Here is a 25578-nt window from a genome sequence, read left to right on the forward strand (position 1 = left end):
CTGTGACCTGCTACTAGGCGCCCCCGGCAGGATTCGAACCTGCGACCTAGAGATTAGAAGTCTCTTGCTCTATCCGTCTGAGCTACGAGGGCTCGAGCGACACCGGGCGTGCGCTCACGGCACGTGTCGTGTCGCGCCAAGCAGACTAACGGTTCCCCTCGCTTTACGGAGAACCCACACGGGAGCTGTTGCCGAGACGGTATCGAATGGCAAGCCGATCATAATCCCGAGCGGTTGATCCCAGTTGCCTGAATATTGTTCGTTTTCCTGGCGCGGGCCGCGTGGTGGCGACCTGCGCAGCGACAACGAGTCATCGTGGACATCGTAGTCGCGCTTCGCTTACGACTCTATCCGCTCCGCTTTCACGAAATCGAGTCGTTATCTCGCGGCGCCTTTCGGTCTCGGTTTTCGCTCGTTCGGGTGGAGTTTCGCGATGTTGTCGGCTACCCCATCGGGGGCTCTGCTCGCGAATTGTCCACATGGTCGCGTTTTATGTACATAAAGTAATTAAAGTGTGGCTCAGCGTGCCCGGGCTCTTGCAGGCTGAAGTGCAGCGCCGCACGGCGCCACCGAGCCGAGACGAGACCACTCGAAGTGGTGGAAGGGCAGGAGCTCATGTACGAAACCGCTGTCACTCTTGTCGGTGAAGTTCTCAGTGCCCCGAAGAGTCGTGAGACCAGACACGGCAATCGTGTGGCGAGTTTCCGTATGGTCAGCATCACCCGCCGTTTCGACCGTGCGAACCAACGCTGGGTCGACGGTGATCGGGTTTACGCCACGGTCCACTGCTGGAAGCAGCTCGCCCAGGGCGTGGTGCAGGCCCTGGAGAAGGGCGACTCGGTGCTGGTGACAGGAAGGCTGCGCACCAAGGAGTACGAAACCGACGGGCAGCGTCGAACCACAGCGGAGGTCGAGGCCGGGGCGGTGGGGCTCGACGTGTTGCACGATTCCCGTTCCCCGGCGGATGACACCGACGAGGTGACGGCGGGGAGGGGCACGGGTTCTGCCCGTGACTGCTTCCGGGGCGCACCGCCCTGTCCACGAGACGCCGAGGACACCTCCACGCAGGCGATCGGCGCCTGACGGCACAGCGGGTGACGACACAACGGTCCGTCGGGCGGCGTGCCGGCTTCCGCGCCGCCGCCCGGCGCCGTGTCGCGGCGTCGTTCGCTGCCGATTCGTCGGTGCACAAGTCGTGTTTCCGCCCGATCGAGGAGAGGATCCCGAGTCTCCCGACGGGGCACGGTCGCCACGCGCAGGGGGCTCGTCACGGGAGGTGCACACCGTGCGGATGCAGTGCAGACCACGCGCTCCCGCACATCTACGATCGGAGGCATGGCCGAGTTCATCTACACCATGAAGAATGTGCGCAAAACGCACGGGGACAAGATGATACTGGAGAACGCGACTATCCAGTTCTACCCCGGTGCCAAGATCGGTGTGGTGGGGCCGAACGGGGCCGGGAAGTCGAGCGTGCTGCGCATCATGGCCGGACTCGACCACCCGAACAACGGTGAGGCCTTCCTTTCCCCCGGTTACACGGTGGGCATCCTGCAGCAGGAGCCCCCGCTGAACGAGGAGAAAACCGTACTCGGCAACGTCGAGGAGGGCGTTGGCGAGATCAAGGAGAAGCTGGACCGCTTCAACGCCATCGCCGAGCAGCTCGCCACCGATTACACCGACGAGCTCATGGCCGAGATGGGCAAGCTCCAGGAGGAGCTCGACCACGCCGAGGCGTGGGAGCTGGACTCGCAACTGGAGCAGGCGATGGACGCCCTGCGCTGTCCACCCCCCGAAGCAGAGGTTCGTTACCTCTCCGGCGGTGAGCGTCGCCGGGTCGCGTTGTGCAAACTGCTGCTGAGCAGGCCCGACCTGTTGCTGCTGGACGAGCCCACCAACCACCTGGACGCCGAGAGCGTGAACTGGCTGGAACAGTTCCTGTCCAACTACTCCGGCGCCGTGCTGGCCGTGACCCACGACCGCTACTTCCTGGACAACGTGGCGGGCTGGATCCTCGAGCTCGACCGGGGCAACACCTACCCGTACGAGGGCAACTACTCGACCTATCTGCAGAAGAAGTCCGAGCGGTTGGCCGTGCAGGGCAAGCGGGACGCCAAACTGCAGAAGCGTCTCAAGGACGAGCTGGAGTGGGTGCGTTCCAACACCAAGGCGCGCCAGAAGAAGTCGCGTTCGCGACTGGATCGCTACGAGGAAATGGCGGCCGAGGCCGAGAAGACCAAGAAGATGGATTTCGAGGAGATCCAGATTCCGCCGGGTCCGCGCCTGGGCAACCTCGTGGTCGAGGCCAACGAGATGAGCAAGGGCTTCGAGGGCAATCTACTCATCGACAGGCTCTCGTTCACGTTGCCGCCCAACGGCATCGTGGGAGTCATCGGTCCCAACGGTGTCGGTAAGACGACCCTGTTCAAGACCATCGTCGGACTGGAGGAGCCGGACAGCGGTCAGGTGCGGGTCGGCGACACGGTCAAGCTCAGCTATGTGGACCAGAACCGCTCCGGCATCGACCCCAACAAGAACGTCTGGGAAGTCGTTTCGGACGGCCTGGACCACATCCAGGTCGGCCAGGTCGAGATGCCTTCCCGCGCTTACGTCAGCGCCTTCGGTTTCAAGGGTGCCGATCAGCAGAAGCCGGCCGGGGTGCTCTCCGGTGGTGAGCGCAACCGGTTGAATCTCGCGTTGACGCTCAAGCAGGGTGGGAACACGCTGCTGCTGGACGAGCCCACCAACGACCTGGACGTGGAGACGTTGTCCTCACTGGAGAACGCGCTGCAGGAATTCCCCGGCTGTGCCGTGGTGATTTCCCACGACAGGTGGTTCCTCGACCGGGTGGCCACCCACATCCTCGCTTGGGAGGGTGATGAGGAGAATCCGGCCAAGTGGTTCTGGTTCGAAGGTAACTTCGAGGGGTACGAGAACAACAAGATCGACCGGTTGGGCGCCGAGGCCGCACGTCCGCACCGGGTTACCCATCGGAAACTGACCCGCGGCTGAGGATCGGAGAGTCGACTTGGCGAGGGAGCGCGGTTCGCGGATAAGCAGCCCCGGCCACGAACTTCTGGAATCCGCTCGGCAGCTGCGCTGGCGGGTTCCGGAGCTGGCACTGTTGTTCGCCAACCGCGCGACTGCCGCTGCCCGACAGGCCGGTGACACCGAGCAGCGACTCCGGGCGGAGGCGATCGCGCTTTTCGCCGAGAACCGCTTGGGGCGTTCGGTCACCGCCACCGAACGCGCGCTCGGGGCCTTTCGGGACGCCGAGCGCGCTGGCTCGGCGGAACCACTCGGGGAGCTGCGGGTCGAACTGGCTTGCTGTGCCCGTGGCAGCGGCAGTCTCGATGTGGCGTTGCGCGTGCTGCATCCGTTGTTGGAGCTGGAGCGTGTTCCGGCACGGCTGCGCGCGCACGCGCTGGTCGAGTTGTGTGGTGCGTTGCCGATGCACCGTCGTGCGGCGGAGCGCGTCGAGGCGTTGGACGAGGCCGACCGGCTCTACGCCGCCGAGTCGACCGAGGATCAGGACACCACGCGGCTGCTCCGTGCCAGGGTCGCGGTCGTGCGGGCTGCTCACTACCGCGGCAACGGTGAGTTCGCGCTCGCGATCGAGTCGGCCACGGCGGGACTCGACTTTCTGGAACGTCTCGGTGACCCGGCCGCTGACAGTGGGGAGGTTCGCGCCGGACTGGTGCTCGAACAGGCGCAGTCACTGCTGGATCTGGGCAAGCAGGCCGAGGCGTTGCGGTGTGCGTCCGAGATCGTGCGGCAGCCGCTCCGTGCCGCCGCCGCGGCTCCGGTCGGTTGGCTGCGACTGGCGGTGGCGACCAGGGTGCACGTGCCTTCCGGGCAGCATTCGGCCGCGTTCGAGTCGCTGCGGGAGGCTCTCGACGGCGGGCGCAGGCACGAACTGTTCGATCTGCAGGCCGCGGTACTGAACACGCTGTCCGCGCTGCACGAGAGAGCATCCGACCTTCCCGAGGCGTTGCGTTGCGTTCGCGATGCCTACTCGGCCGATCATCACTGGCGTAGAACCGTCGAACAGGCCAGGCTGCGCCTGCTGGAGGAGTTCCCGGCGCCGAACTCCGCCATCCCGCGGCAGCAGTCCGAAAACGGCGGGCACGGTCGTGATCAACAGGGTTACGACCAGCACGGTCACACCACCGAACATTCGCCGTCGGGTCCGTTGCCTCCCGAAGCGGGCGAGACGGAGCCCGCGACGGAGGACCCGGACACCCGGCAACAGGCCCGGCGGTTGATGAACACCCTGCTGTCCGGTGGGGCGCCGGGTACGCGGGACTCCGCGAGCGTGCCGCACCAGCAGGAAGGCACCGACACCGGTGATCATCGCTCGGGTGGTCAGGGGAACGGTGCCGCCGCTCACCGTTCCGATGCCCCCCTCGGCGAGGTCGTCTCGTGGGGAACCGTCGCGGGCAGGCGCCATCGGGTGCCGGACGGAGCCGAGGAACACGGCTCAGCCCATCCGCACACCCCTGCCGATTCCGTAACGCCCGGCGTGTTCGAGCGATCGGGAGCGACGCGCGACACCACGTGGCAGGGTGAGCCGGATGCTCACCACCCACCCCGTGAGTACGCCGCTCGGGACGACATCGACTTTCCCACCGAGCTCCCAACCGAAACCGGGCTCGGCGGGACCGCGACGGAATCGGACACCGGCTCGGGAGTCGGTTCGGGAAGCGATTTCGCTTCGCCCTCCCGCACCGAGGACGTGACCACGATAATGCCGATCGTCCCGAGCTTTTCGGAATCGGAGCCCCCGGTCGAGGAGAGCGGTGAGCACGCGGGTGGCGACAGTGGTTGGCCCACGTCCGACCCGCAACCGGGCGGCGTGCCCGAACCTACCGAGCGCCACCCTTCCCGGGCCGCTGATTCCCCGCCGGGCCACGACTCCGAGCCGCTCCACGAGCACGCCGCGCCCGGCCCCTCCGAGCCGGCCCCCTCCGAGCCCGGCGCGGAGAGGGCCAGGCGACGAGCGGAACCGATCGAAGCCGAGGAACCACCGGCTCGGCGGTCGCACGGGCGTTCGCTGGACGAGATCCGTGCCGCGCTCGAAGCGGAGGGAAGGGGCGCGCCCCGCCAGCGTCGGAGTCGTTCCGCCGCCGAAACCACCGAGGAGGCCGGGAGCGGCACGGAGCCCGACCTCTCCGCCCGGCCCGCCACCCCCACTCGGCCAGGAGGACGCCGTCGCCGTGCGGAACCACCGGAACCGGCCGCCTCCGGGGAGCAGAGCGCATCCGGGGATCGGGCCGAATCGACGACACCGGTGGGCGAGGGCGGATCGGGAACCCACCCCGAGGGGGATGAGAGTTTCGGCGGCACCCCGCGGGAGACGACGACTTCCCGCCCCGCGGTCCCGGAACACCTGCTGGAGCAGAGCAGAGAGTTGATCAGGGACTTCTCCGGGATGGACGTTTCCGACAGTGCCGCCGAGTCCGGTGCGGGGCAGGCGGGACTGGCCGATCTGCTCGCGGAAGCGCTGGTGGCCTACCGCAACGGCAACCGGACAGACGACACCGCCGGTGCCGGGCAGTCCGCGCCGGCGAGGGCGCCGCGGGCGTATCCCGAGGCTCCGGAAACCCCCTCCGAAACGGCGTCTCCCACTGCGCGAAGCTCTCGGCGTTCCGGTGAGTCCGAGATGCGTTCCGAGGACGAGCCGACGGCCCGGACAGGCACGGATGACACCGCGTTCCGGGGGCGCAGACGACACGCCGCGGGGGAGACCGAGACCGGCGAGTCCCACAGTTGGACCCCTCGGATCCGTTGATCCACCTGTGCCTCTCGCGCGCACGTGTGGCGTTTCCACCTCGGGTGGGGCGTGCCCCACTGCGGTCCGGTTCTACTTGATCTGTTCAGCCCGTCACCGATCACGGCGTCGAGCACTCTAGGGTGGTCGTGTTGGCACAACGAGGTGCCGCTAGTTGTGGAGCTGCGTGACGATGACCTCTGAATCCGGACAGTTGAGTACCGAGTACGCCGTACCGAACGGGGAGCGGACACCGCGGACGTCCGACCCGGGGGCGGTAGGTCCCGAGTATCTGACGAGCCTGGTGGAGCGAGCCGTGCGAACGGTCCCGGAACTGGCTCACCTGCTACGTACTTACTACCGCCACGTCCCGGCCGAGGAAGTCGTGAGCGAGGAGCCGGACGATCTCGCCGGTGCGCTGCGCTCGCACTACGACCTGGCCGCGCACCGTGCTCCCGGGCGTGCCATGGTGCGGATATTCAACCCGACTCGCGCCGTCGAGGGGTGGCACAGCCCCGCGTCGGTGGTTCAGCTCGTCACCGACGACATGCCTTATCTGGTCGATTCGGTGATCGCCGAGTTGTCGCGCGCCGGTGCGCAGGTGCAGCGCGTGGTTCATCCCATCGTGGTGGTGCGCAGGGACGTCGCCGGTGAGCTGCGCGAGGTATTGCCCGGTGCGGACCCCTCGAATCCGCCCGAGGACGCCCTGGCCGAGTCGTGGATGTTCCTCGAAATCGACAAACTGGCCGAACCGGATCGGATAGCCGAGCTGGAGCACGGCCTGCTGCGGGTGTTGACCGACGTGCGCGAGGTCGTGGAGGACACCGACCGCATGCACGAGACCGCTCGCGAGCTCGCGAACTCGCTGGAGCGGGACGGTTCCCGGCCGTCCGTGGAGCAGGCTTCCGATGCCGCCGCCCTGCTGCGCTGGTTGGCCGAAGGGCATTTCACCTTCCTGGGGTACCGACACGACGAAGTGGTGCACGACGAGGAGTCCGGCGGCCCCGCGGTGCGACCGGCGCTCGCGTCCGGTCTCGGTGTGCTGCGGTCCGACGACGGTGTCGTCCGGACCCTGTCCACCGGTCCGGACACGCTCGTCGAGTCCCCGAACGACGAGTTGCTGGTGCTTACCCAGGCGACCGCGAACTCGTCCGTGCATCGTGCCGGGCATCCGTTCTACGTGGGTGTCAAAACCTTCGACGCCGACGGTGGGATGTCCGGTGAGCACCGTTTCATCGGGCTGTTCACCACCACGGCGTTGCACGAGAACGTGCTGGAAATACCGGTTATAGCCCGCCGGGCCCGCGAGGTGATCCACCGTGCGGGGTTCCCGCTGGAGTCCTACTCCGGGCAGCGCATGCTCGAGGAGATCCAGAGCTATCCGCGCACCGAGCTGTTCGCCACCGGCACCGACACCCTGCTGGAGATCATCACCGGGGTGCTCGCGCTCGCGGAACGGCGCAAGCTCAAGCCCTTCCTGCGGCGCGACCCCTACGGTCGGTTCTTCTCGTGCCTGGTCTACCTGCCGCGCGACCGATACACGACCCGCTCCCGACTGGCGATGCAGGAAGTGCTGCTGGCGGAACTGGGTGGGACAGGTCTGGAGTACAGCACCCGGGTGGGTGAGTCCGCGCTGGCCCGAGTGCATTTCGTGGTGCACACCGAACCGGGAAGCAGGCTCGAACCCGATGTCAACCGGGTGCAACGCCGGCTCAGCGAGGCCATCCGCACCTGGGACGACGACATGGTCGAAGAGGTCGAGTCGGAACGCACGGGCGACCGCACGGAGGCGCGACGGGACGGTCGGCTCGTCTCGTTCGGCTCCGAGGCCATCAGCGAGGTCGGGCTGCGCTACGCGGCGGCCTTTCCCGAGGCGTACAAGGAGGATTTCGAGGCCTCCGACGGTCTGATCGACCTCCGCAGGCTGGAGAAGCTCGCCAGCCCGGGTGATCTCGCGATGTCGTTCTACGCGCCACGTGACGCCGGGCCGGGAAACCGTCGTTTCAAGATGTTCCTCACTGAGCGTGTGACGCTGTCCCGGGTGCTTCCGGTGCTGCAGAGCATGGGTGTGGAGGTCGTCGACGAACGGCCCTACGAGGTTTCCCCGGACGACGACACCGTCCGCTGGATCTTCGACTTCGGACTCCGCCCGGGGCAGGGCGTGCTGGATCAGTCCGACGGCGAACGGATCGACACGCTCCGGGAGCGGTTCGAGGAGGCGTTCCGGGCCGCCTGGCAGAACGACGCCGAGGTCGACAGGTTCAACTCGCTGGTGCTGCGAGCCGGGCTCACCTGGCGGCAGACCACGGTGCTGCGTGCCTACGCGAAGTATCTGCGGCAGGTCGGAGTGGCCTACAGCCAGGACTACATCGAGGACGCGCTGATCACGCACGAGTCGATCACCGTGCGGCTGATCAAGCTGTTCGAGACGCGTTTCGATCCGAGTGTCGCGGAGACGCTGCGGCTCTCCGGGGAGCAGGAACTGATCGACGCCGCCGAGCGGGCCATCGAAGAGGTCACCAGCCTCGACGCCGATCGCATCCTGCGTGCCTACCTCGGACTGATCCGGGCCACGCTGCGCACCAACTACTTCGTCGAGGACGAGCGCTCGCGGCCCCGCTCCTTCCTGTCGTTCAAACTGGAGCCGCAGGAAATTCCCGGGCTGCCCGAGCCGCGGCCGCAGTACGAGATCTTCGTGTACTCTCCTCGCTTCGAGGGAGTGCATCTCAGGTTCGGCTCGGTGGCGCGCGGTGGGCTTCGCTGGTCCGACCGCCGCGAGGACTTCCGCACCGAGATTCTGGGGCTGGCCAAGGCGCAGGCGGTCAAGAACGCGGTGATCGTGCCGGTAGGCGCCAAGGGCGGATTCGTCCTGAAACGCCAGCCCGCACCGAGCGGAGACCCGGGGGCCGACCGGGAGGCGGTCCGTGACGAGGGGATCGCGTGCTACCGCATGTTCATCTCCGGCATGCTCGATCTGACCGACAACCTGGTCAACGGGCAGGTGGTCGGGCCCGAACGCGTGGTCCGGCACGACGCCGAGGACACCTACCTGGTGGTCGCGGCCGACAAGGGGACCGCGACGTTCTCCGACATCGCCAACGAGGTCGCCGAGTCCTACGGCTTCTGGCTGGGCGACGCCTTCGCCTCCGGCGGCTCGGTCGGTTACGACCACAAGGCCATGGGCATCACCGCCAAAGGAGCCTGGGAGAGCGTCAAACGGCACTTCCGTGAACTCGGCACCGACACGCAGCGCGAGGAGTTCAGCGTCGTCGGAGTCGGTGACATGGGGGGTGACGTTTTCGGCAACGGGATGCTGCTTTCCGAGCACATCCGGCTGGTTGCCGCCTTCAACCACCTGCACGTCTTCATCGACCCGACTCCGGATCCCGCCGCCTCGTTCGCCGAGCGATCCCGGCTGTTCGCCATGCCGCGCTCCACATGGGACGACTACGATCGCGACGTGATCAGCGCGGGCGGCGGTGTCTGGCCGCGTTCCGCCAAGTCGATCCCGCTCAACCCGGAGATCCGCGCCGCGCTCGGGATCGACGACAACGTCGCCCGGTTGGCACCGGCCGAACTGATCAAAGCGATTCTGCGTGCCCCCGTCGACCTGCTCTGGAACGGTGGGATCGGTACCTACGTCAAGGCCAGTACCCAGACCCACGCCGAGGTGGGGGACAAGGCCAACGATCCGGTACGGGTGGACGGTGCCGATCTGCGTGCCCGCGTGATCGGTGAGGGCGGCAACCTCGGGATGACCCAGCTCGGGCGTATCGAGTTCGCCCGGAACGGTGGCAAGGTCAACACCGACGCGCTGGACAACTCGGCGGGTGTCGACTGCTCGGACCACGAGGTCAACATCAAGGTGTTGCTGGACCAGCTGGTCGCCGAGGGGCGACTGGATCGGGATCGGCGCGACCAGTTGCTGCGGGAGATGACCGAAGAGGTTTCCGAGCTGGTGTTGGCCGACAACTATCGCCAGAACGCCGTGCTCGGCACTTCCCGTTCGCACGCGACCCAGATGCTGTCGGTGCACGCCAGGCAGGTCGCCGAACTGGAGAAACGCACCGGCCTCGACCGTGAACTGGAGGCGCTGCCGAGTCCGGGACAGTTCCGGGAGCTCGAGAAGGCCGGTGACGGACTCACCTCACCGGAGTTGGCGACCCTGATGGGACACGTCAAACTCGCGCTGAAGCAGGACGTGCTGGCCAGCGACCTGCCCGACACGGAAGCCTTCGCCTCGCGGCTGCCCGAGTACTTCCCGCGACCGCTGCGCGAGCAGTACGGCGATGCGGTGCGCCAGCACCCGCTGCACCGGGAGATCACCACGACCCTCCTGGTCAACGAGGTGGTCGACGGTGCCGGTGTCTCCTACGCGTACCGACTGGCGGAGGAGATGAGTGCCGACACCACCGACGCGGTGCGTGCCTTCGAGGTGGTGACCGGCGTTTACGATCTCCCCGCGCTGTGGGAGGAGATCGAACAGCTGCACGGCACGGTTCCCATCGATGTCGTCGACTCCATGGTTCTGGAGACGCGTCGCCTGCTGGACCGGGCCTCCAGGTGGCTGCTTTCCAACCGTCCGCAGCCGTTGGCCATCGGTGCCGAGATACATCGCTTCCGTCCCGTGGTGACCGAGTTGGCCGAATCGGTGTGGGAGATGCTGCACGGGCGGGCAGCGGCCAACGCCGCGACCGAGACCGACCGGCTCGTGAGTCGGGGCGTGCCTAAGCGGACCGCACGGCGGGTCAGCACGCTGTTGGACACGTTCGCCCTGCTGGACATCACCGAGATAGCGGAGTTGGCGGAACGGGATGCGGGCCTGGTGACCGAACGCAGTCCCCGCGAGAGTGCCGAGCTCTACTACGCGTTGTGGGAGTACCTCGACATGGAGCGGATGCTGGTGTCGGTCGCCGACCTGGAGCGGGGCAACCGGTGGCACGCGTTGGCGCGGCTGGCGCTGCGCGACGACCTCTACGCCTCGCTGCGTGCCATCGCGGTGGATGTGCTGCGTAGCAGCGATCAGGAGGAGCAGCCCGAGAACAAGATCGCCCAGTGGGAGTCGGCCAATGCCTCCCGCATCGAACGGGCCCGGGCCTCGTTGGAGGAGATCAAGCGTTCCGGACGTCAGGACCTGGCGACACTGTCCGTGGCGGCCAGGCAGCTGCGCAGCATGGTGCGCTGACGGCTTTCCCCTCGGGTCGGGTTCGTTCAGCCGCGGCTCGCCCCGAGGAGCCGCCCGCTCGGCCCGACCGAGGGTGAGCGTTCGTCGGATCCGGTTCCGTACCGTGGCCGCGTACGGTGTAACCGGGGACCCGGGCGACGCGGTCGCTGTCCGGCCCCCGTTGTTCGGCTGTGCGCTAAGGAAGGCAGAAGGTGGGAGCCTACGTCACCGAAGTGCCCCTGCGGTGGTCCGATATGGACGCTTTCGGGCACGTGAACCATGCCAGAACCGTGACGCTGCTCGAAGAGGCCCGCGCGGGGCTGCTCTTCAACGAAGCGGAACGGCGGGGCCACGCCGATATGGCGGAGGGAATGGTGGTGGCCCGGTTGTCGGTCGACTACCGCTCCCCGGTGGAATACCACATGGGGGCCGTGCAGGTGCGCATGTCGGTGCGCGAGCTGCGCACGGCCTCGTTCGTGGTCGACTACGCCGTCGCCGCGGGTGGTGACGATTCGGTGGCCACTGCCGAGACCCTGATGGTGCCCTACGATCTGCGAGCCGGACGTCCGCGTCGCCTCACCGAGGGTGAGCGTTCGTTCCTCGCGGAGTGGGTACTCGATCCGCTCGTGAACGAGGAGCAGCGAATTGCCTGAACTGCGAATGCCCGGTTCGGTCGAACGTGACGACCTGAGCGCGTTCGTGGCCCGTGCCGTGCGGTTGGACGGTCAGGCCGTCGTGCGGTTGCGGAACAGGTCCGACGCCGAGCGGCTCGACGTCTGGTCGGCCACCCCGTTCGACGCGCTGTGTACTCGTTCGGTGGGGGGTGCGGTCGATCCCGCCGACGTGAGTGTCTCGGGCAACGAGTTGCTGGCCGCGTTGACGGTTTCCAACGGTCCGGTGATGGATCCCGGCCCGGCACGGGACCTGCTGTGGCGGTCCGAGTTGCCTCCCCCGGAGGGGTGGCGGCACGTGGACGACCTGCCTGCCAGGGTGGTCGGAGAAGTCGCCGAGCAGGGGGTCGGCGTCGCCAGGCAGAACGTGGGGCCGAAGGGCACGCCGCCCGCTTCGCTGATGGATCAGGAAGTGTTCACCGTCAGCGGCTCGGGTCTGCACGTCAAAGTTCCGTTGCGCTGCTTGTTCGTGCTGACCGGGATGGGTTTTCTGGCCAGCGACCCCCCTGAGGAGGAGATCGTGCGAGTCAGCGCCACCGAGACGTGGCTTCGCATCGATTCCCGGTTCGGTGCCGTGGTCCGGCGGCGCTATGCCCTGCTGCCCTTGCTGACCTGATCGAAGTTTTCCGGTCGGGTCCGTTAGTTCGGCGGAACTTCCCGGCCGACTCAGGTCAGCCACACCGCCGTGTTCGGTGGGATGCGTTCGCCGTCCAACGATCCGCTGCACAGCACGACCGTGCCCGGCGGTTTCGGCACGCTCGCTCCGGAAGCGTTCAGCGCGCAGGTCAGCTCGGCCCGGTCACAGCGAAACGCCAGACATCCGGGCGGCGCTCCGTACCAGCGCACTGTGGTGCGGTGCGCGATTTCGTGGCGGCGTCGCAGTTCCATCGCGTTGCGGTGCAGCGACAGCGTCGACAACGGGTCCTCCAACTGCGCCTCCACAGTGCTGGCGGCCCAGCTGGGTGGGGTGGGCCACCAGTTTCCGGGAGCCGCGGAGAAACCGAACGGCGGTCGCGTCCCCTCCCAGGGCATCGGGCCCCGGGCCGGGTGGCTGCTCGTGCGATCGGGTTTCTCGGCTTCCGGCAGCCCCAGTTCCGTTCCGTTGTCCACTCCGACCGCCCCGGGGAGGGCGAACTGGACCAGCGCCATCGCCCGTGCGCGGGCCAGGCCGCGCGCACCGCCTCCGAACCGGGTGGTCGGGCGCGGATTTTCCCATGTGGACAGAGTCCATGCCGGTGTTCCCGCGTTGTTGTCCGCGTCCGTCAGCACGGTGTCCACGATTCGGCGTATCTCGGTGGCGTCGAACCGTGTCAGGCTGAATCGCAGGTCCACGCCGAGGTCCAGTTCCACCAGGTCCCCGAGCCCGGTGCGCCAGCCATCGACCAGACCACCGAGCATGACCGATTCCCCTTCGTCGAGCACCGAGCGGATCATTCGCACGATCCGGTGCGCGGACTCGTCGATCGGGCCGGTGATGCCGGGTAGTGCGGCGATACGAAACCCGTCGACGCCGTGCCCGCTCCAGAACCGCAGCGACTCCGCCAGCTCCCGTTGGTTCTCGTCGTGAACGATCTCCGCGCCATCCACGGCGAGGTCCAATGTCACCCGCATTCCCGCCGCGTGTGCCTCGGTCAGCAGCGTTTCCAACGAGTTCGGGGTGCCGACCAACGGATCCACGTCCCGCCCCTGCCCGGTGCGTCCCACCGGTGAAGCCAGCACACCGGTCAGCCAGATGGCGTCGATACCGATCAGTTCCAGGTACCCGAGTCTGGCCCGAACCCCCTCCAGATCACCCACCCCGTCGGCATCGGAGTCGCTGAACGCCCGGACATCGACACGGTAAAAAATTCGGTCTTCCCACCAGCCACGCCCCGTCGTCGAGTCCTCGCGGCTCAATTCACTCAAGCCCACGGTGGCCCATCCTGTCACTGAGTTTCCCCGCCGCGGCGATGTCGACGGGACCACGATCGAGTGGATCTTGAAATCTCGTCGGCTCGAGCGAGGCGGCTCGCCGTCATCGGTCGTCCACGCGCCACTACTTCCCCACGCCACGCTTCCGACGTCATCGGAACCGGTATTCCGAAGAGTGGTGGCACCGAGAGTGGTGGTACCGGGATCGCCCGCGGAACCCATGATGCGAGCCACCTGCGTGGTGTTGCGGCGTCGACGCACCGGTGAACACCCCACCGTTCGTCGATACCGCGGGATGACCCGATCAGTTCGCTGTCAACCACACCGCGGAGTTCGGCGGTAGTTGCCCGTCCACCAGCGGACTGCTGGCGAGGAGGAGTTCTCCAGGGGGGAGCGGTACTCGTTGTTCCGAGGTGTTCAGCGCGCAGATCACTCCGCCGACACCCCGTCGGAACGCCAGGCAGCCGCTCGGAGCTCCATACCATTCCACGGTGTCCTCGTCGAAGAGCCCCGCGGCTCCGGAGCTCTCGCCGACACCGGCTTCCGCGGGAGCGGTGCGTTTCAGTTCCAGTTCCTGACGGTACAGCGACAGGGTGGAATCCGCGCTTTCCAGCTGTGCCTCGACCGTGAGCTCTCGCCAGTCCGCCGGCACCGGCAGGCAGGAGGTCGGGTTCGCACTGAAACCGTAGGGTGGCTCGCCGCCCTCCCACGGCATCGGCACGCGCGCGCCGACCAGCTCGCCGGGGTGGCTCTCGGTGGCGGAGGCGATGACCTCGGGCAGACCGAGCTCCTCCCCGCTGTCGATGCACACGACCCCGGGCAGCGCCAACGTCACCAGCGACATCGCCTGCGCACGCGCACGACCGAGTTCGCCACCGCCGTACCGGGTGACCTGTCGCGGGGTGCTCCGGCCGGAAACCATCCAGCCGGGGCGCGTTCCGAACTCCCGGCAGGCGGCCAGTTCCTTGCTGATCGTCTCCTGGATCTCGTCCGCCTCGAACTCCGCCTCCGCGAGGGAGCGGTTGAAGTCGACGTCCCACACACCCCTGCTGGACTGCTGTTCCTCCACCAGGGAGCCGATCAGCCTGTCCGACTCCTCTGCCAGCGCCGCCCTGATGGCGCGGGAGGTATCCGGATCCAGCCCCTGGGCGTCCGGGGCGCCGGAGTGACCTCCACGGCGGGAGAGGGCCAGGCGGAAACCGTCGACTCCCCGGTCGGTCCAGAATCGCAGCGTGCGGACCAGCTCCTGCTGCGCGCGGGGCTGCCGCAGATCGGAGATGTCCGCGCCGATGTCGAGGGTCACCCGCAGATCGCAGTCGTGGGCGGCCGCGGTCAGGTGTTCGAAGGATTCCAGAACCGCGGCGGCCTGCCGCGGTTCGCCGATGTTGGGCCCTACACCGGTCATCGCGACCCCGGTCAGCCACACCGTGTCGATGCCGAGCAGTTCGAGATACCCCAGCCGGTGGCGCAGCCCGTCCAGATCGCCGACACCGTCACCGTCGGAATCCGCGAACAGTCGGATGTCGATCGCGTAGTGCGTCGCGTCCCACCACCAGGGAAGTTGCTCCTGGCCGGGGGCGTCTCGTTCTGTCCAGCGGCGCACAGTGGTCACCCCTTAACTGTCCGGCCACCGTAGCCGAGTGTCCGGCGATTGGGCCGATGCGCCCGGACGCTGGCTGCGACGCCGGTCTCCGGTGTCGATGTTGTCGATAACCGTAATACCGCGAACTTCGCCGCGGTGTCGTGCCGGATATTCCAGCACCCACACCGCCGCCCGCCGTCGTTGGGGAGATCACCCGAGAACGGCGGTCCGCTGTGGACCTGATCGAAAGGACCGATTCCTTCGGAGTGGAGCGGTCGAGCAGCTCGGATCAGGATACGCAGCGGGGACGGGTGTGAGGGACGGTCCTGAGTCGACCAGGGGGCGTCAGTCCGGAATCAGTGGTGCGGCGGGACCACCGTGTCGTGCGGACACGGAGTCAGAACCACGAGTTGACCATGCTGTGTGCGGCCATCTCGAAGTACTGCCAGAGTCGGTCACGCTGTTGTCCCGTCAGCTCCACCTCGTCCAGGGCGATTCGCATACAGCGCAACCAGGCGTCGCGTTCGGCCAGGCCGATCTTGAAGGGCGCGTGCCGCATCCGCAGTCGAGGGTGCCCGCGCTGCTCCGAGTAGGTCTGCGGGCCGCCCCAGTACTGCATCAGGAACAGCCGCAGTCGTTGCTCGGCGCCGCTGAGATCCTCCTCCGGGTACAGCGGTCTGAGCAGCTCGTCCTTGGCGACCTCCTCATAGAAGCGGGCCACGATGGTTCGGAAGGTGGCTTCGCCACCGACCTCGTCGTAGAAGGTTTCCGGAGTGCTCACATGCCCTCCTCGGGAGGCTTCGACGTCACTGCTGTTCGCCTGGCTCCGGCATCAAGCGCCCAGCCGGGTAGGGCGGCTTGATGTCCGCCTCGTCGTAGGCCCGCTTGATCTCGGCGCGGAGCAGGCGCTGCACGGCCCACTGCTGTCCCGGACGCACCTTGGCGGTCAACCGCAGCGTGATCGTATCCGAGGTGATCTGGTTGATACCGAGCATCTCCGGCTTCTCCAGTACGTCCTTGGAGAGCGGTTCTCGTTGTGCCGCCGAGGCCGCGACCGACTGCGCCACCTCCTGCGCGCGCGCCACGTCACTGCTGTGTGCCACGGGCAGATCCACCACCGCCACCGCGTAGCCCTGACTGGAGTTGCCGACCCGCAGGATCTCGCCGTTGCGTACGTACCAGACGGTGCCGTTGATGTCGCGCAGCGTGGTGACTCGCAGTCCCACCGTCTCCACGGTACCGCCGGCCTCGCCGAGGTCCACCCAGTCGCCGACCCCGTACTGGTCCTCGATCATCATGAACATGCCGGACAGGAAGTCGCGCACCAGGTTCTGTGCGCCGAACCCCAGCGCGACACCCACGATTCCGGCCGAGGCGATCAACGGTGCCAGATCCACACCGAACTGACGCAGCACGTAGAAACCCGCGAACACGAAGACCACGAAGCTGACCACCGACTTCAGCACCGAGCCCAGTGTTCGTGCGCGCTGGCTCCGCTGCTCGGCCAGCGTCTCGCCCGAGACGGCCTCGCCGCGCCGTTCCCGCAGTGGCTGCAGCAGTTTCGGTGCCTCGCCGTTGGTGCGGCTGAGCCTGGTGATGATCCGGTGCAGCACGTAGCGAGTCAGGAACGCCACCACCACGATCAGCAGGATCCGCAGCGGGGTGGCGATCAGCATCTCCGAGTAGTTGGCCAGCCACGCGTTGCTGGTCCAGTCGAAGACGGTCTCGCACCATCGGCTCGAATCATCCGAGCAGTGGGACTGTGCCAGGGGCAACGTGGTCGTCATGGTTTCGGGGCTCCATGCGGACGTTGGAAAGTTCTTCACGGTCGGCGTACGAGTGGGTCCTCCCACACATGCGCTTCGGCGATCCGACGGATGAGCCGGTGTGCCCGGTCTCGCCGAGCGAGCCCGGCGCTGTCGAGCGAGCTTCGTGAACGCCCCGCCGTTCACGACGCGAGCGGGTGCTCGCGCAGAGCACCCGCCGCTGACCTGCTATTTCCGGATGAGCCCTGTGGCTTCCGCGAGAAACGCGAAATGGTCGGTCGCCATGCCCACACTACGGGAGACCGAACGTGCCGAGTGCCCCACCTCCGTCTCGCGCCGGAGCAGTACCGGGCGTTTGTCCGGTGGTGAACTCGTCGCGTGCTGCAGTGCCGCGCACATCTTGCGCGCGTGCATCGGGTCGACCCGGCTGTCCGACTCGAACACCGACAGCAGCACCGCCGGGTACTCCACGGCCTCGCCGAGGTTGTGGTACGGCGAGTAGGACAGCAACCATTCGAGTTCCTCGGGATTCTCGGCGCTGCCGTACTCTTCGCTCCACAGTCTGCCGAGCAGGAACTTCTCGTAGCGCACCATGTCCAGCAGCGGGGCCGAGCAGACCACTGCCCGGTACAGCTCGGGGCGTTGCGTCAGCGCCGCTCCGACGAGCAGTCCGCCGTTGGAGCCACCGCTGATGGCCAGCTGGTCCGAGGTGGTCCAGCCTCGCTCGATCAGGTGCTCGGCCGCGGCGTGGAAGTCGTCGAAGACGCGTTGTTTGTTCTCCCGCATGCCCGCTCGATGCCACTGTTCCCCTTCCTCGGCACCACCGCGCAACGAGGGCAAGGCCCACACGCCGCCCGCGGCCACCCACGCCAGTGCGTTGGGGGTGTAGGCGGGCTCCCTGGAGAGCGCGAAACCGCCGTACCCCGTCAGCAGCGTGGGCAGCGGGCCGGTCGGTGGTGTCGCGGGAGCCAGCACGAACATCCGTACCGTGGTGCCGTCCGCGGAGCTGTAACTCAGCTGGGTGCTGGTTATCTCGGGTACGGCGTCCTGCCCGGGTGCGTGTTCCACCGCCTCCGTCTCGTTCGTTGCCACCGAGTACGAGTACACGCACGGTGGAGTGGCGAAATCGGTCCAGCCGAGCCAGATGCGGTCCCGTCCGCTCGCGGTTCGGGTGTCCACCGTGTTCATCGTGGTCACCTGCCCGGTGCCGGGCAACGGCACCGCGCGCCGGAGCTCGCCGCTGCCCGCATCGTGCAGCGTCAGTTCGGACACCGCGTGTGCGGTGCGCAACACCGCCAGTAGTGGATCCGCTCCCGTGCTGTCGAGCCAACGCGAGGTCTCCAGTACCGATTCCGGATCCTCCGGGATCAGCTCCGTCCAGTCGCTCGGGTCCGGTCGGTTCGGATCGGCGACGCAGAGCCTGCCGCGTGGGGCGTCCAGCGTGGTGCGGATGTACATCCACCCGTCCGGTTCCACCCGGGCGCTCGCCTGCACGCCCTGCTCGTCGTCCAGCACGAGTCGCGGTTCGGGAACACGGTCACCGTTTCGCAGGTCCGCTAGCCACAGCGAGTCCCGTCGTGCCGTTCCCGGGCTGCCGTGCACCAGCAGCCAGTTGCCGTCCGGCGACAGGCTCACTGAGTAGAAGTAGGTGTGATGCAGCTGTTCGCCGTGCACCAGCACGTCATTGTCCGGGTCGGTTCCCACCCGGTGCAGCCACACTCTGCGGTGGAACTGGCGCTCGTCCTCGGGGACCAGTTCAGGGGCGATCCTGCGTACGTAGTAGAACTCGGTGCCACCGGGAAGCCAGGCCACCGAGGAGTAGCGGCACCGGTCGATGGGGCCTTCCAACAGTTCGCCGGTGGTCACGTCCAGCACGTACAGCAGCGACTCCTCGTCACCGCCGCTCGAGATCTGGTAGGCGAGCCGATCTCCCTCCAGGCTGGGGCTCCACCGATCCAGCGTCGTCAGTCCGGACGGATCGAGCTCGGTCACGTCGAGCAGCTGTCGAACCGTTCCGCTCGGTTCCCGCACGAACAGCACCGGGAACTCCTGGTCGCTCTCCCGTCTGGTGAAGAACGAGCGGCCGTTGCGCCACACCGGCGCCGAGACCGACCCGGTGCGCAGCAGGGTGCTCAGTCGCTCGGCGATCTCCTCGCGCCGCGGCAGGTCGCGCAGCCACGCGTCGGTGAGCCGGTCCTGCTCACGTGACCACGCCTCGCAGGCCGGGTCCGCGGGGTCTTCCAACCAGCGGTAGGGATCGTGCACCTCGATTCCGTGCGGCGTTTCCACCGTGTCCGTGCGATGCGCGTTCGGATATGACTCCGGCAATGACTGAACCTCGTTCACTCCCCGGACGATACGGGTATCGGAAACGTTCGTCCGTTCACGTGACGCGAGCGGCGGGTTGTGGGCCGAATCGGTTGGATCCGAATGATCGGAGTGGCTTCGTCGCCACGAGTAACCGTACATTTTCGATCGTGTTGCCTTCTCGTCGGCGAATTTTCGATATCCGATCGCCGGTGCGGCGCGGATCACACGTGCGTTCCGGGCGGGTTTTGTGTTCGACTGATGCACATACACGGTGGAGGTGGTCGAGTGCCCGACCGAAAACCGAGCCCGTGCGGCGCTCCGAGGACGGCGCCGCCCCGCGCCCCCGCACGTCCTGCCGGACGTAAGCGGGGTCACCGCCTGTCGGCCTCCGCCGACAGATCGGAGGGCGTGGGCGCTTCGCCGAAGCGGCGGGTACTACTACTGAACACGACGTTCGAACCGTTGACCGCACTGCCCGTGCGCAGGGCGATCGTGTTGATCGTCTGCGGCAAGGCCGAAGTGGTGCACGGTGATTCCGCCGGATCGATGTTGCATTCGGCGACGCACAGCATCGAGGTCCCCTCGGTCATCAGGCTGAGCCGGTTCGTGCACGTCCCCTATCGCGGGCGGGTTCCGCTGTCCCGTTCCGCCCTGATGTTGCGGGACAACCATCGCTGTGTTTACTGCGGTGTGCGTGCGGAGACCATCGATCATGTGGTTCCCCGGAGCAGGGGCGGTGCGCACAGCTGGGAGAACTGTGTGGCCTGTTGTACACGTTGTAATCATCGAAAGGCCGATCGAACGCTTCGTGAACTGGGGTGGCGCCTTCCGGAGACGCCGAAGGCGCCGCGCGGGAGGCACTGGCGACTGTTGGCCGGTGCGACCGACCCCGACCCGATGTGGTTGCCCTATCTCGGCGAGGTCGCATCACACTGACCGGTGAGGCGGGCCGTCTTTCCCGGGGCTCGGTCCGGCACGATGAGCACCGCGGCTCCGTCCGGGTCGCGGTGTGCTTCCCACCGGGTCGACCGGTTGCCGTCCGCGCCTTCGTCGCACGTCACAGCGCCGCTCCTCCCAGCGCCGCTCCTCCCAGGGCCGTGTGACAGCTCGGCGTCCACCCGGTCCGTCCGTGTCGGAGGTCGAGCCGCGGAAGTCGTGGCTGCCGCTGATCCGTACTCCTCGGTGGCTGCCGCTGATCCGAACACCGCTCAGCGAGCTGATCCGCACCCCACTTTTGCCGCTGATCCGCACACCGGCGTCTCCGCTGATCCGCACGCCGTTCCTGCCGCTGATCCGCACCCCCGTGCGGCCGCTGATCCTTACTCCCGCGCGCCCGCTGATACGCACTCCCGTGCGGAGCCGACTTTCGATCCCGGTTTCGGAACCGGTTCCGGTTCGGATCACCTGTTTCGAGTACGCAGTGTGTTCATGCGAGATGAATGCGTCACACGGAAAGATCAGATTGGTGCGGGTGTTCCCGGTTTCGATGGTCATCGTTGTTTCCTCACGTGTTCGGAACTGCTCCTGTCATGGATGCGATCAAATACGCAAGATCCATACAGGTGAAATCTAGAATCGGAAACTGTCCGGTACAAGCCGCCAACTCGACCCCTCCGAGCGGCCGTCCGGTTCGGCTCCGAATGGCGGTTTCGAATGGGGCGAAAGCAGCACCGAAGGTGCCCGGGGTCACGAAACGATGTCTCTTGATGTGTATTTCGTGAGCGCGCGACTACTTCACGGGGTCGCGGGTGGGCTGTGTCGGGAACCGGGTGAGGTTTTCCCAGTGGGTGAGGCGGGGAGCACAGGTAGTCGACCGCTGGTGGGGGAAATCGGATACCGTGCTGGTGTGACTGTCGTGCAGACCGTACTCTTCTTGGCCGTGATACCGGCGGCTGTCTACGGCCTCGTCATGTTGATGGTGCTGTGGCCGAGACTGTTCCGTGCCCGTTACCGCCCCAACGGGGAGTGGAACTTCCCGCCGGTGCTGTGGGTGGCGAATCCCGCCGGTGTGAGCCCCAGCAGCCCACCCACCGAGCACACGGGGTCCGAGCCGGAGACCGGTACCGCAAGGGGAGGCGCTCGTGGCAACTGGTGAGATGACCCGAACAGCAGCGGACGTGAATCCTGCCGAGATCGAGGCGGGACACGCTCTGACGGCGGGTGGTCGGCTGTCGATCGCGCGCCGTATCGAGCCGGAGCGCCCGAAGCTGCCGTTCTCCCCCGGAGAACTGGCCCGGTTGGACGAGGCGCTGACACTGTCCACCCGTACGACCGGACTCGAATTCGCGATCTATCTCGGTGAGCTGGGAGAACAAACCCGTGATCGTGCCGAGCAGATCCACGCCGGCCTGGGCGACCGCGCATCGCGCGGGGTACTCATCGCCGTCTCGCCCGCCCAGCGTTGTCTGGAAGTCGTCACCGGAGAACAGGCTTACCGGCGGATACCCGACCGCACCTGCAATCTGGCCGTGATGAACATGGTCGCCTCCTTCAAGGAGGGGGACATGATCGAGGGGCTGATCAGCGCGTTGCGGATGCTCTCCGACGCGGCCGGTACCGACTTCGAAACCGAGGGCGAGCCTCACTGACAGGTTTCCACCCGCAGGGCTTCGGCAGGCCGGACCGGGTGTTTCGGCACCGCGATCGCCGAAACACCCGGGAGTGCCGAAACCCCGATCACGTTTCGGTGCCGGTGCGGGAGGGCGTTCAGAGCAGCCCGAAGTTCTGGAAGTGGCGGAACATCTCGTAGGACGACGCCGTGGTGGCCACGGCGCCCAGCTGGCGAGCCTGATTGGCGTGTTGCAGTTGCCCGCGCTGCGTGCCGAAGACGACCACCGGTATCTCCATGCCCAAATCGCGCAGCTCACGCAGTAGCGCCAGGCCCGCGTCGGTGATCCACTCCCCGTCCTCCTTGCGGGCCATGTCCGAAACCACCAGGCGGTAGGGGCGTTTGGACACTTCGGCCACCGCATCCGAGGTGGTGGCCGTGATCGTCACCCGCACCCCGTTGTCGCGGAGCTGCTCCACGAGCAGTGCGTGGCTCTGGGCGCGGTCGGTGACCCACAGCACGGCGAACGGTTCCGGCCCCACCGGTGCCTGCACCGGGGGCAGTTCGGCCGACTCGGGATCGCCGTCCAGTTCCCATCCGGAGGGTTCCTCGGGTGTGCTCGCCCCGTCCCCGCCCCGGCTCGGGGGCGCCGTGCCCACCGGCACCGCTTCCCGCTCGTCCAGGCGACTGCTCAGGATGCTCAGTTGCCGCTGCAGGTCCTGGATCATCTCGTTCTGTTGGTCGTTGAGCTCGTGGAAGGTCAGGCGCTGCCCGCCCACCTCGAACTCCAGCTCGCGTTTCTCGGCGGTACGCAGCACTCTTCCGATGGCCTGTCGGAACAGCAGCAGCACCAGCAAGGTGATCAGCGGCCACAACAGCGTGGCGATGGCGGTTATCAACTCGGGCATCGGCCGCTCCACGACGTGTTGGACGGTGCGCGATCACAAGCCTACGCGCAGTGATACTGCGTTTGGGTGATCTTCGCCGGATGCCACTCGGAAGGGCGTGCTCGCGGCGGTGCCGTCCGGTGGAGCCTTCGCACCGGGAAATCGGATGCCGGGCCCGCGAAGGAGACCTCACGACCCCGGCACCCGGTGCTGTGCTCGGCGTTCAGGAGCGGTCGAACTCGCGTGCCGTCAGCGCGCGAACCACTCCGGCACGACCCTCCGAGACCAGGCGACGCAGGGCCGAGGGGTGCTCCCCGGCGAGCCACGCGTCGGCGGCCTCGACCGTCCCGGGATCCACGGACCAGGAGGGGAACAGCCCCACCACAGTCGGCTGTGCCCGCTCGCTGGAACGCCGCCGCCACACCTCGTCGATCTCGTCGAAGTAACGCCGCACGTAGGGGGTCAACAGCTCGTGCTGTGCGGGGTGCTGGAACCCGGAGATGATCGCCTCGTTGATGGCGTTGGGCAGTTCGTCGTCGTGCACTGCCCGCTGCCACGCCCGTTCCTTGGCCTCGGGAGTGGGGATGAGCGCCCGCGCGCGTTCCGCGCGCCGCTTGCCGGTGGCGGTGGAGTCGGACGCCAGCTCCGCGTCGATCTCGGATTCCTCCGCCGCGCCGTGCGCCACCAGGGCGTGCAGCAGTTGCCAGCGCAGATCGGTGTCCACCACCAGTCCCTCCAGCACCCGCGAACCGTCGAGCCAACCGCGCAGCAGGGTGAGCTTGTCCTCGTCGAGCTTCGCGGCCGTCAACGCGTTGACGAAGGCGAGCTGGTTGTCCGAACCCGGTCGGGCGGCACGTGCCAGCTCCAGTAGCCGGTCCGCGTAGCGCTGCCAACCCTCCGGTTGCCAGCCCGGGTCGCCGTAGGCACCCAGTGCCGTGCGCGCCTGCATCAGGACCCGCTGCACAACGCCGATCTCGGACTCACCTCCGATCCCGCCGTCGGTGTCCTTGCCGAGCACGAGGCTGACGAAGTCGCGTGCCCGCATCTCCGCGTCCCTGGTCATCTCCCAGGCTGTCGACCAGCCCAACGCGCGGGGCAACGACTGGTCGATGTCGGCGATCCGTTCCACCAGGGTGGCCAGCGACCGCGAGTCCAACCGCATCGTGCAGTAGCTCAGGTCGTCGTCGTTGACCAGCACGAGCTTGCCGCGCGGCACCCCGACGAGTTCGGGGGCCTCGGTGCGCTCACCGGAGATGTCGAGCTCGACCCTGTGGGTGCGGACCAGCCTGCCCGTGGCGGGGTCGTCGTCGTAGACCCCCACCGCGATGCGGTGCGTGCGGTACTCGCCCTCGCCCGGACTGGCGGGTCCCTGCGACACCGCGAACTCGGTGAAGCGGTCCTGTTCGTCGGTCTCGAACTCGGGACGCACCGTGTTGAGTCCGGTGGTTTCCAACCACTGCGCGCTCCACCACGACAGGTCCCGCCCCGACGCCTCCTCGAGCGCGGTGAGCAGGTCGGAGAGCCGCGCGTTGCCCCAGGCGTGCCGGTCGAAGTAGATCTTCAACCCGCTGAGGAAGTTCTCCAGCCCCACGTAGGACACCAGCTGCTTGAGCACCGAGGCGCCCTTGGCGTAGGTGATCCCGTCGAAGTTGACCTCGACGGCCTGCAGGTCCTCGATGTCGGCGGCCACCGGGTGGGTGGAGGGCAGTTGGTCCTGCCGGTAGGCCCAGGACTTCTCCACGTTCGCGAAGGTCGTCCAGGCGTGGGTGTACTCGGTGGCCGAGGACTGCGCGAGCACGCTGGCCCAGGTCGCGAAGGACTCGTTCAGCCAGAGGTCGTCCCACCAGCGCATGGTGACCAGATCGCCGAACCACATGTGCGCCATCTCGTGCAGCACCGTTTCGGCGCGACGCTCGTAGAAGTACCCGGTGACCCTCGACCTGAAGACGTAGTCCTCCAGGAAGGTCACGCACCCCGCGTTCTCCATGGCGCCCGCGTTGAACTCGGGCACGAAGCACTGGTCGTACTTGGCGAACGGGTAAGGCACGCCGAACGCCTGCTGGTAGAAGCCGAATCCCTGCTTGGTCTCGGTGAACAGTCGTTCGGGGTCCAGGTACTCGGCCAGTGAGGCACGGCAGTAGAGCCCGAGCGGGATCTCGCCCTCCGGGCCGCTGTAGACGTCGCGCCACTCCGCGTAGGGACCGGCCACCAGCGCCACCAGGTAGGTGGAGATCGGGGGCGTGGCCTTGAAGGTGTGCGTGTTGCGGGTTTCGCTGGAGGCGGTGATCTCTCCGGGCGAGTTCGAGACCACCCGCCACGTGCTGGGAGTCGTCACCGTCAGCTGGAAGTTCGCCTTGAGGTCCGGCTGGTCGAAGCAGGCGAACATCCGTTTGGCGTCGGCCGTCTCGAACTGGCTGTAGAGATACACCCCGCCGTCCACGGGATCGACGAAGCGGTGCAACCCCTCACCGGTGTTGGTGTAGTAGCAGTCGGCGCGTATGACCAGCTCGTTCTGCTCGGCCAGGTCGGGGAGCGCGATTCCCGTTTCCTCGTCGTAGTCGGACAGGTCCAGCTCCACCCCGTTGAGGGAGGCGTTGTGCACCTGGGCGGCCATCAGATCGATCCACGTGGTGGTGCCCGGTCGGGCAGCGAACCGCACGGTCGTCTTTGATCCGAAGACCTCCACGTCCTCCCCGCCCGCGGCGTCGGACAGGTCGAGCTCGATCGCGTAGGAGTGCACGCGCAGCAGTTCGGCGCGCTGCTCTGCCTGTTGGCGGGTCAGGTTCGGCGGAGCCACGGATCACCTCGTTGATCGTCGTCGGATGGGACCGGGCCGCGGGTTACGCGAGTCCCGGAAACAATCATGCCGGAATGAAATCACGCTCCGGCACGGCGTCTCGTCCTGGCACGCGCACCTCGCGCCGGGTGCGGGCGTGCTCCGTTCGCCTGTTCGCGCTATTACTCACCGT

The 25578-nt window shown here is 67.2% G+C and carries 17 protein-coding genes and 1 tRNA gene; 10 read left to right on the forward strand and 8 right to left on the reverse strand.

Annotated elements, in window-relative coordinates; all coding sequences use genetic code 11:
• Positions 1–18: 18 nt before the first annotated feature.
• Positions 19–92: transfer RNA gene (locus ACOQFL_RS11330), tRNA-Arg, on the reverse strand.
• 523 nt (positions 93–615) lie between these two features.
• On the opposite strand from ACOQFL_RS11330, the gene ssb reads away from it, so the two are divergent.
• The 6 genes from ssb (at position 616) to ACOQFL_RS11360 (ending at position 12221) form a co-directional block, all read left to right on the forward strand.
• Positions 616–1083, forward strand: coding sequence for a single-stranded DNA-binding protein (gene ssb, locus ACOQFL_RS11335; protein ID WP_435544089.1), 468 nt, complete (start codon positions 616–618; stop codon positions 1081–1083).
• Between the two features lie 252 nt (positions 1084–1335).
• Entirely contained in the window at positions 1336–3012 is a 1677-nt protein-coding gene (gene ettA / locus ACOQFL_RS11340) for an energy-dependent translational throttle protein EttA (RefSeq protein ID WP_092975689.1), read from the forward strand.
• A 16-nt stretch (positions 3013–3028) separates the two neighbouring features.
• Positions 3029–5791: a tetratricopeptide repeat protein gene (locus ACOQFL_RS11345; RefSeq protein ID WP_435544090.1), complete on the forward strand. Its 2763-nt coding sequence runs from the start codon at positions 3029–3031 to the stop codon at positions 5789–5791.
• Positions 5792–5963: 172 nt separating this feature from the next.
• Positions 5964–10955, forward strand: a complete 4992-nt coding sequence (locus ACOQFL_RS11350) for an NAD-glutamate dehydrogenase (RefSeq protein ID WP_435544091.1) — start codon at positions 5964–5966, stop codon at positions 10953–10955.
• Between the two features lie 191 nt (positions 10956–11146).
• Positions 11147–11587 (forward strand): acyl-CoA thioesterase, encoded by a 441-nt coding sequence (locus ACOQFL_RS11355; RefSeq protein WP_435544092.1) that lies wholly within the window; start codon positions 11147–11149, stop codon positions 11585–11587.
• Positions 11580–12221 (forward strand): DUF8185 domain-containing protein, encoded by a 642-nt coding sequence (locus tag ACOQFL_RS11360; protein ID WP_435544093.1) that lies wholly within the window; start codon positions 11580–11582, stop codon positions 12219–12221. The genes ACOQFL_RS11355 and ACOQFL_RS11360 overlap by 8 nt, the downstream gene beginning before the upstream one ends.
• Before the next feature lie 50 nt (positions 12222–12271).
• On the opposite strand, the gene ACOQFL_RS11365 is transcribed toward ACOQFL_RS11360, so the two are convergent.
• The 5 genes from ACOQFL_RS11365 to ACOQFL_RS11385 form a co-directional block, all read right to left on the reverse strand.
• Complete coding sequence (locus ACOQFL_RS11365; protein ID WP_435544094.1) at positions 12272–13516, reverse strand: alpha-amylase family glycosyl hydrolase; 1245 nt, start codon at positions 13514–13516, stop codon at positions 12272–12274.
• 304 nt (positions 13517–13820) lie between these two features.
• Positions 13821–15128, reverse strand: coding sequence for an alpha-amylase family glycosyl hydrolase (locus tag ACOQFL_RS11370; RefSeq protein WP_435544095.1), 1308 nt, complete (start codon positions 15126–15128; stop codon positions 13821–13823).
• Positions 15129–15495: 367 nt separating this feature from the next.
• Positions 15496–15879 (reverse strand): globin, encoded by a 384-nt coding sequence (locus tag ACOQFL_RS11375; RefSeq protein ID WP_435544096.1) that lies wholly within the window; start codon positions 15877–15879, stop codon positions 15496–15498.
• A 25-nt stretch (positions 15880–15904) separates the two neighbouring features.
• Entirely contained in the window at positions 15905–16885 is a 981-nt protein-coding gene (locus ACOQFL_RS11380) for a mechanosensitive ion channel family protein (protein ID WP_435544097.1), read from the reverse strand.
• A 207-nt stretch (positions 16886–17092) separates the two neighbouring features.
• Entirely contained in the window at positions 17093–19210 is a 2118-nt protein-coding gene (locus ACOQFL_RS11385) for a prolyl oligopeptidase family serine peptidase (protein WP_435544098.1), read from the reverse strand.
• 249 nt (positions 19211–19459) lie between these two features.
• On the opposite strand from ACOQFL_RS11385, the gene ACOQFL_RS11390 reads away from it, so the two are divergent.
• The 4 genes from ACOQFL_RS11390 (at position 19460) to ACOQFL_RS11405 (ending at position 21762) form a co-directional block, all read left to right on the forward strand.
• A complete protein-coding gene (locus tag ACOQFL_RS11390) occupies positions 19460–20110 on the forward strand; it encodes an HNH endonuclease (RefSeq protein WP_435544099.1) in 651 nt (216 codons plus the stop codon).
• A gap of 193 nt (positions 20111–20303) precedes the next feature.
• The gene (locus ACOQFL_RS11395; RefSeq protein ID WP_435544100.1) at positions 20304–20747 is read left to right on the forward strand and encodes a hypothetical protein; all 444 of its coding nucleotides are present in this window, start codon (positions 20304–20306) and stop codon (positions 20745–20747) included.
• Between the two features lie 273 nt (positions 20748–21020).
• Positions 21021–21269 (forward strand): aa3-type cytochrome oxidase subunit CtaJ, encoded by a 249-nt coding sequence (gene ctaJ, locus ACOQFL_RS11400; protein WP_435544101.1) that lies wholly within the window; start codon positions 21021–21023, stop codon positions 21267–21269.
• Positions 21256–21762 carry a DUF5130 family protein gene (locus ACOQFL_RS11405; RefSeq protein ID WP_435544102.1) on the forward strand — a complete coding sequence of 169 codons (507 nt, stop codon included), beginning with the start codon at positions 21256–21258 and terminating at the stop codon, positions 21760–21762. The genes ctaJ and ACOQFL_RS11405 overlap by 14 nt, the downstream gene beginning before the upstream one ends.
• 118 nt (positions 21763–21880) lie before the next feature.
• On the opposite strand, the gene ACOQFL_RS11410 is transcribed toward ACOQFL_RS11405, so the two are convergent.
• Both ACOQFL_RS11410 and pepN read right to left on the reverse strand, forming a co-directional pair.
• On the reverse strand, positions 21881–22630 hold the full coding sequence (locus ACOQFL_RS11410) for a DNA-binding transcriptional response regulator (protein WP_435544103.1): 750 nt from the start codon (positions 22628–22630) through the stop codon (positions 21881–21883).
• Between the two features lie 202 nt (positions 22631–22832).
• On the reverse strand, positions 22833–25406 hold the full coding sequence (gene pepN / locus ACOQFL_RS11415) for an aminopeptidase N (protein WP_435544104.1): 2574 nt from the start codon (positions 25404–25406) through the stop codon (positions 22833–22835).
• Positions 25407–25578: the final 172 nt, after the last annotated feature.

This window comes from Actinopolyspora sabaoui (assembly GCF_051225635.1).
Lineage (GTDB): Bacteria > Actinomycetota > Actinomycetes > Mycobacteriales > Pseudonocardiaceae > Actinopolyspora.

Bases quoted from the DNA above. Each gene is read 5' to 3' on its own strand.
- ssb (WP_435544089.1), top strand. From the start codon at position 616: ATGTACGAAACCGCTGTCACTCTTGTCGGTGAAGTTCTCAGTGCCCCG.
- ettA (WP_092975689.1), top strand. From the start codon at position 1,336: ATGGCCGAGTTCATCTACACCATGAAGAATGTGCGCAAAACGCACGGG.
- ACOQFL_RS11350 (WP_435544091.1), top strand. From the start codon at position 5,964: ATGACCTCTGAATCCGGACAGTTGAGTACCGAGTACGCCGTACCGAAC.
- ACOQFL_RS11380 (WP_435544097.1), bottom strand. From the start codon at position 16,885: ATGACGACCACGTTGCCCCTGGCACAGTCCCACTGCTCGGATGATTCG.
- ACOQFL_RS11410 (WP_435544103.1), bottom strand. From the start codon at position 22,630: ATGCCCGAGTTGATAACCGCCATCGCCACGCTGTTGTGGCCGCTGATC.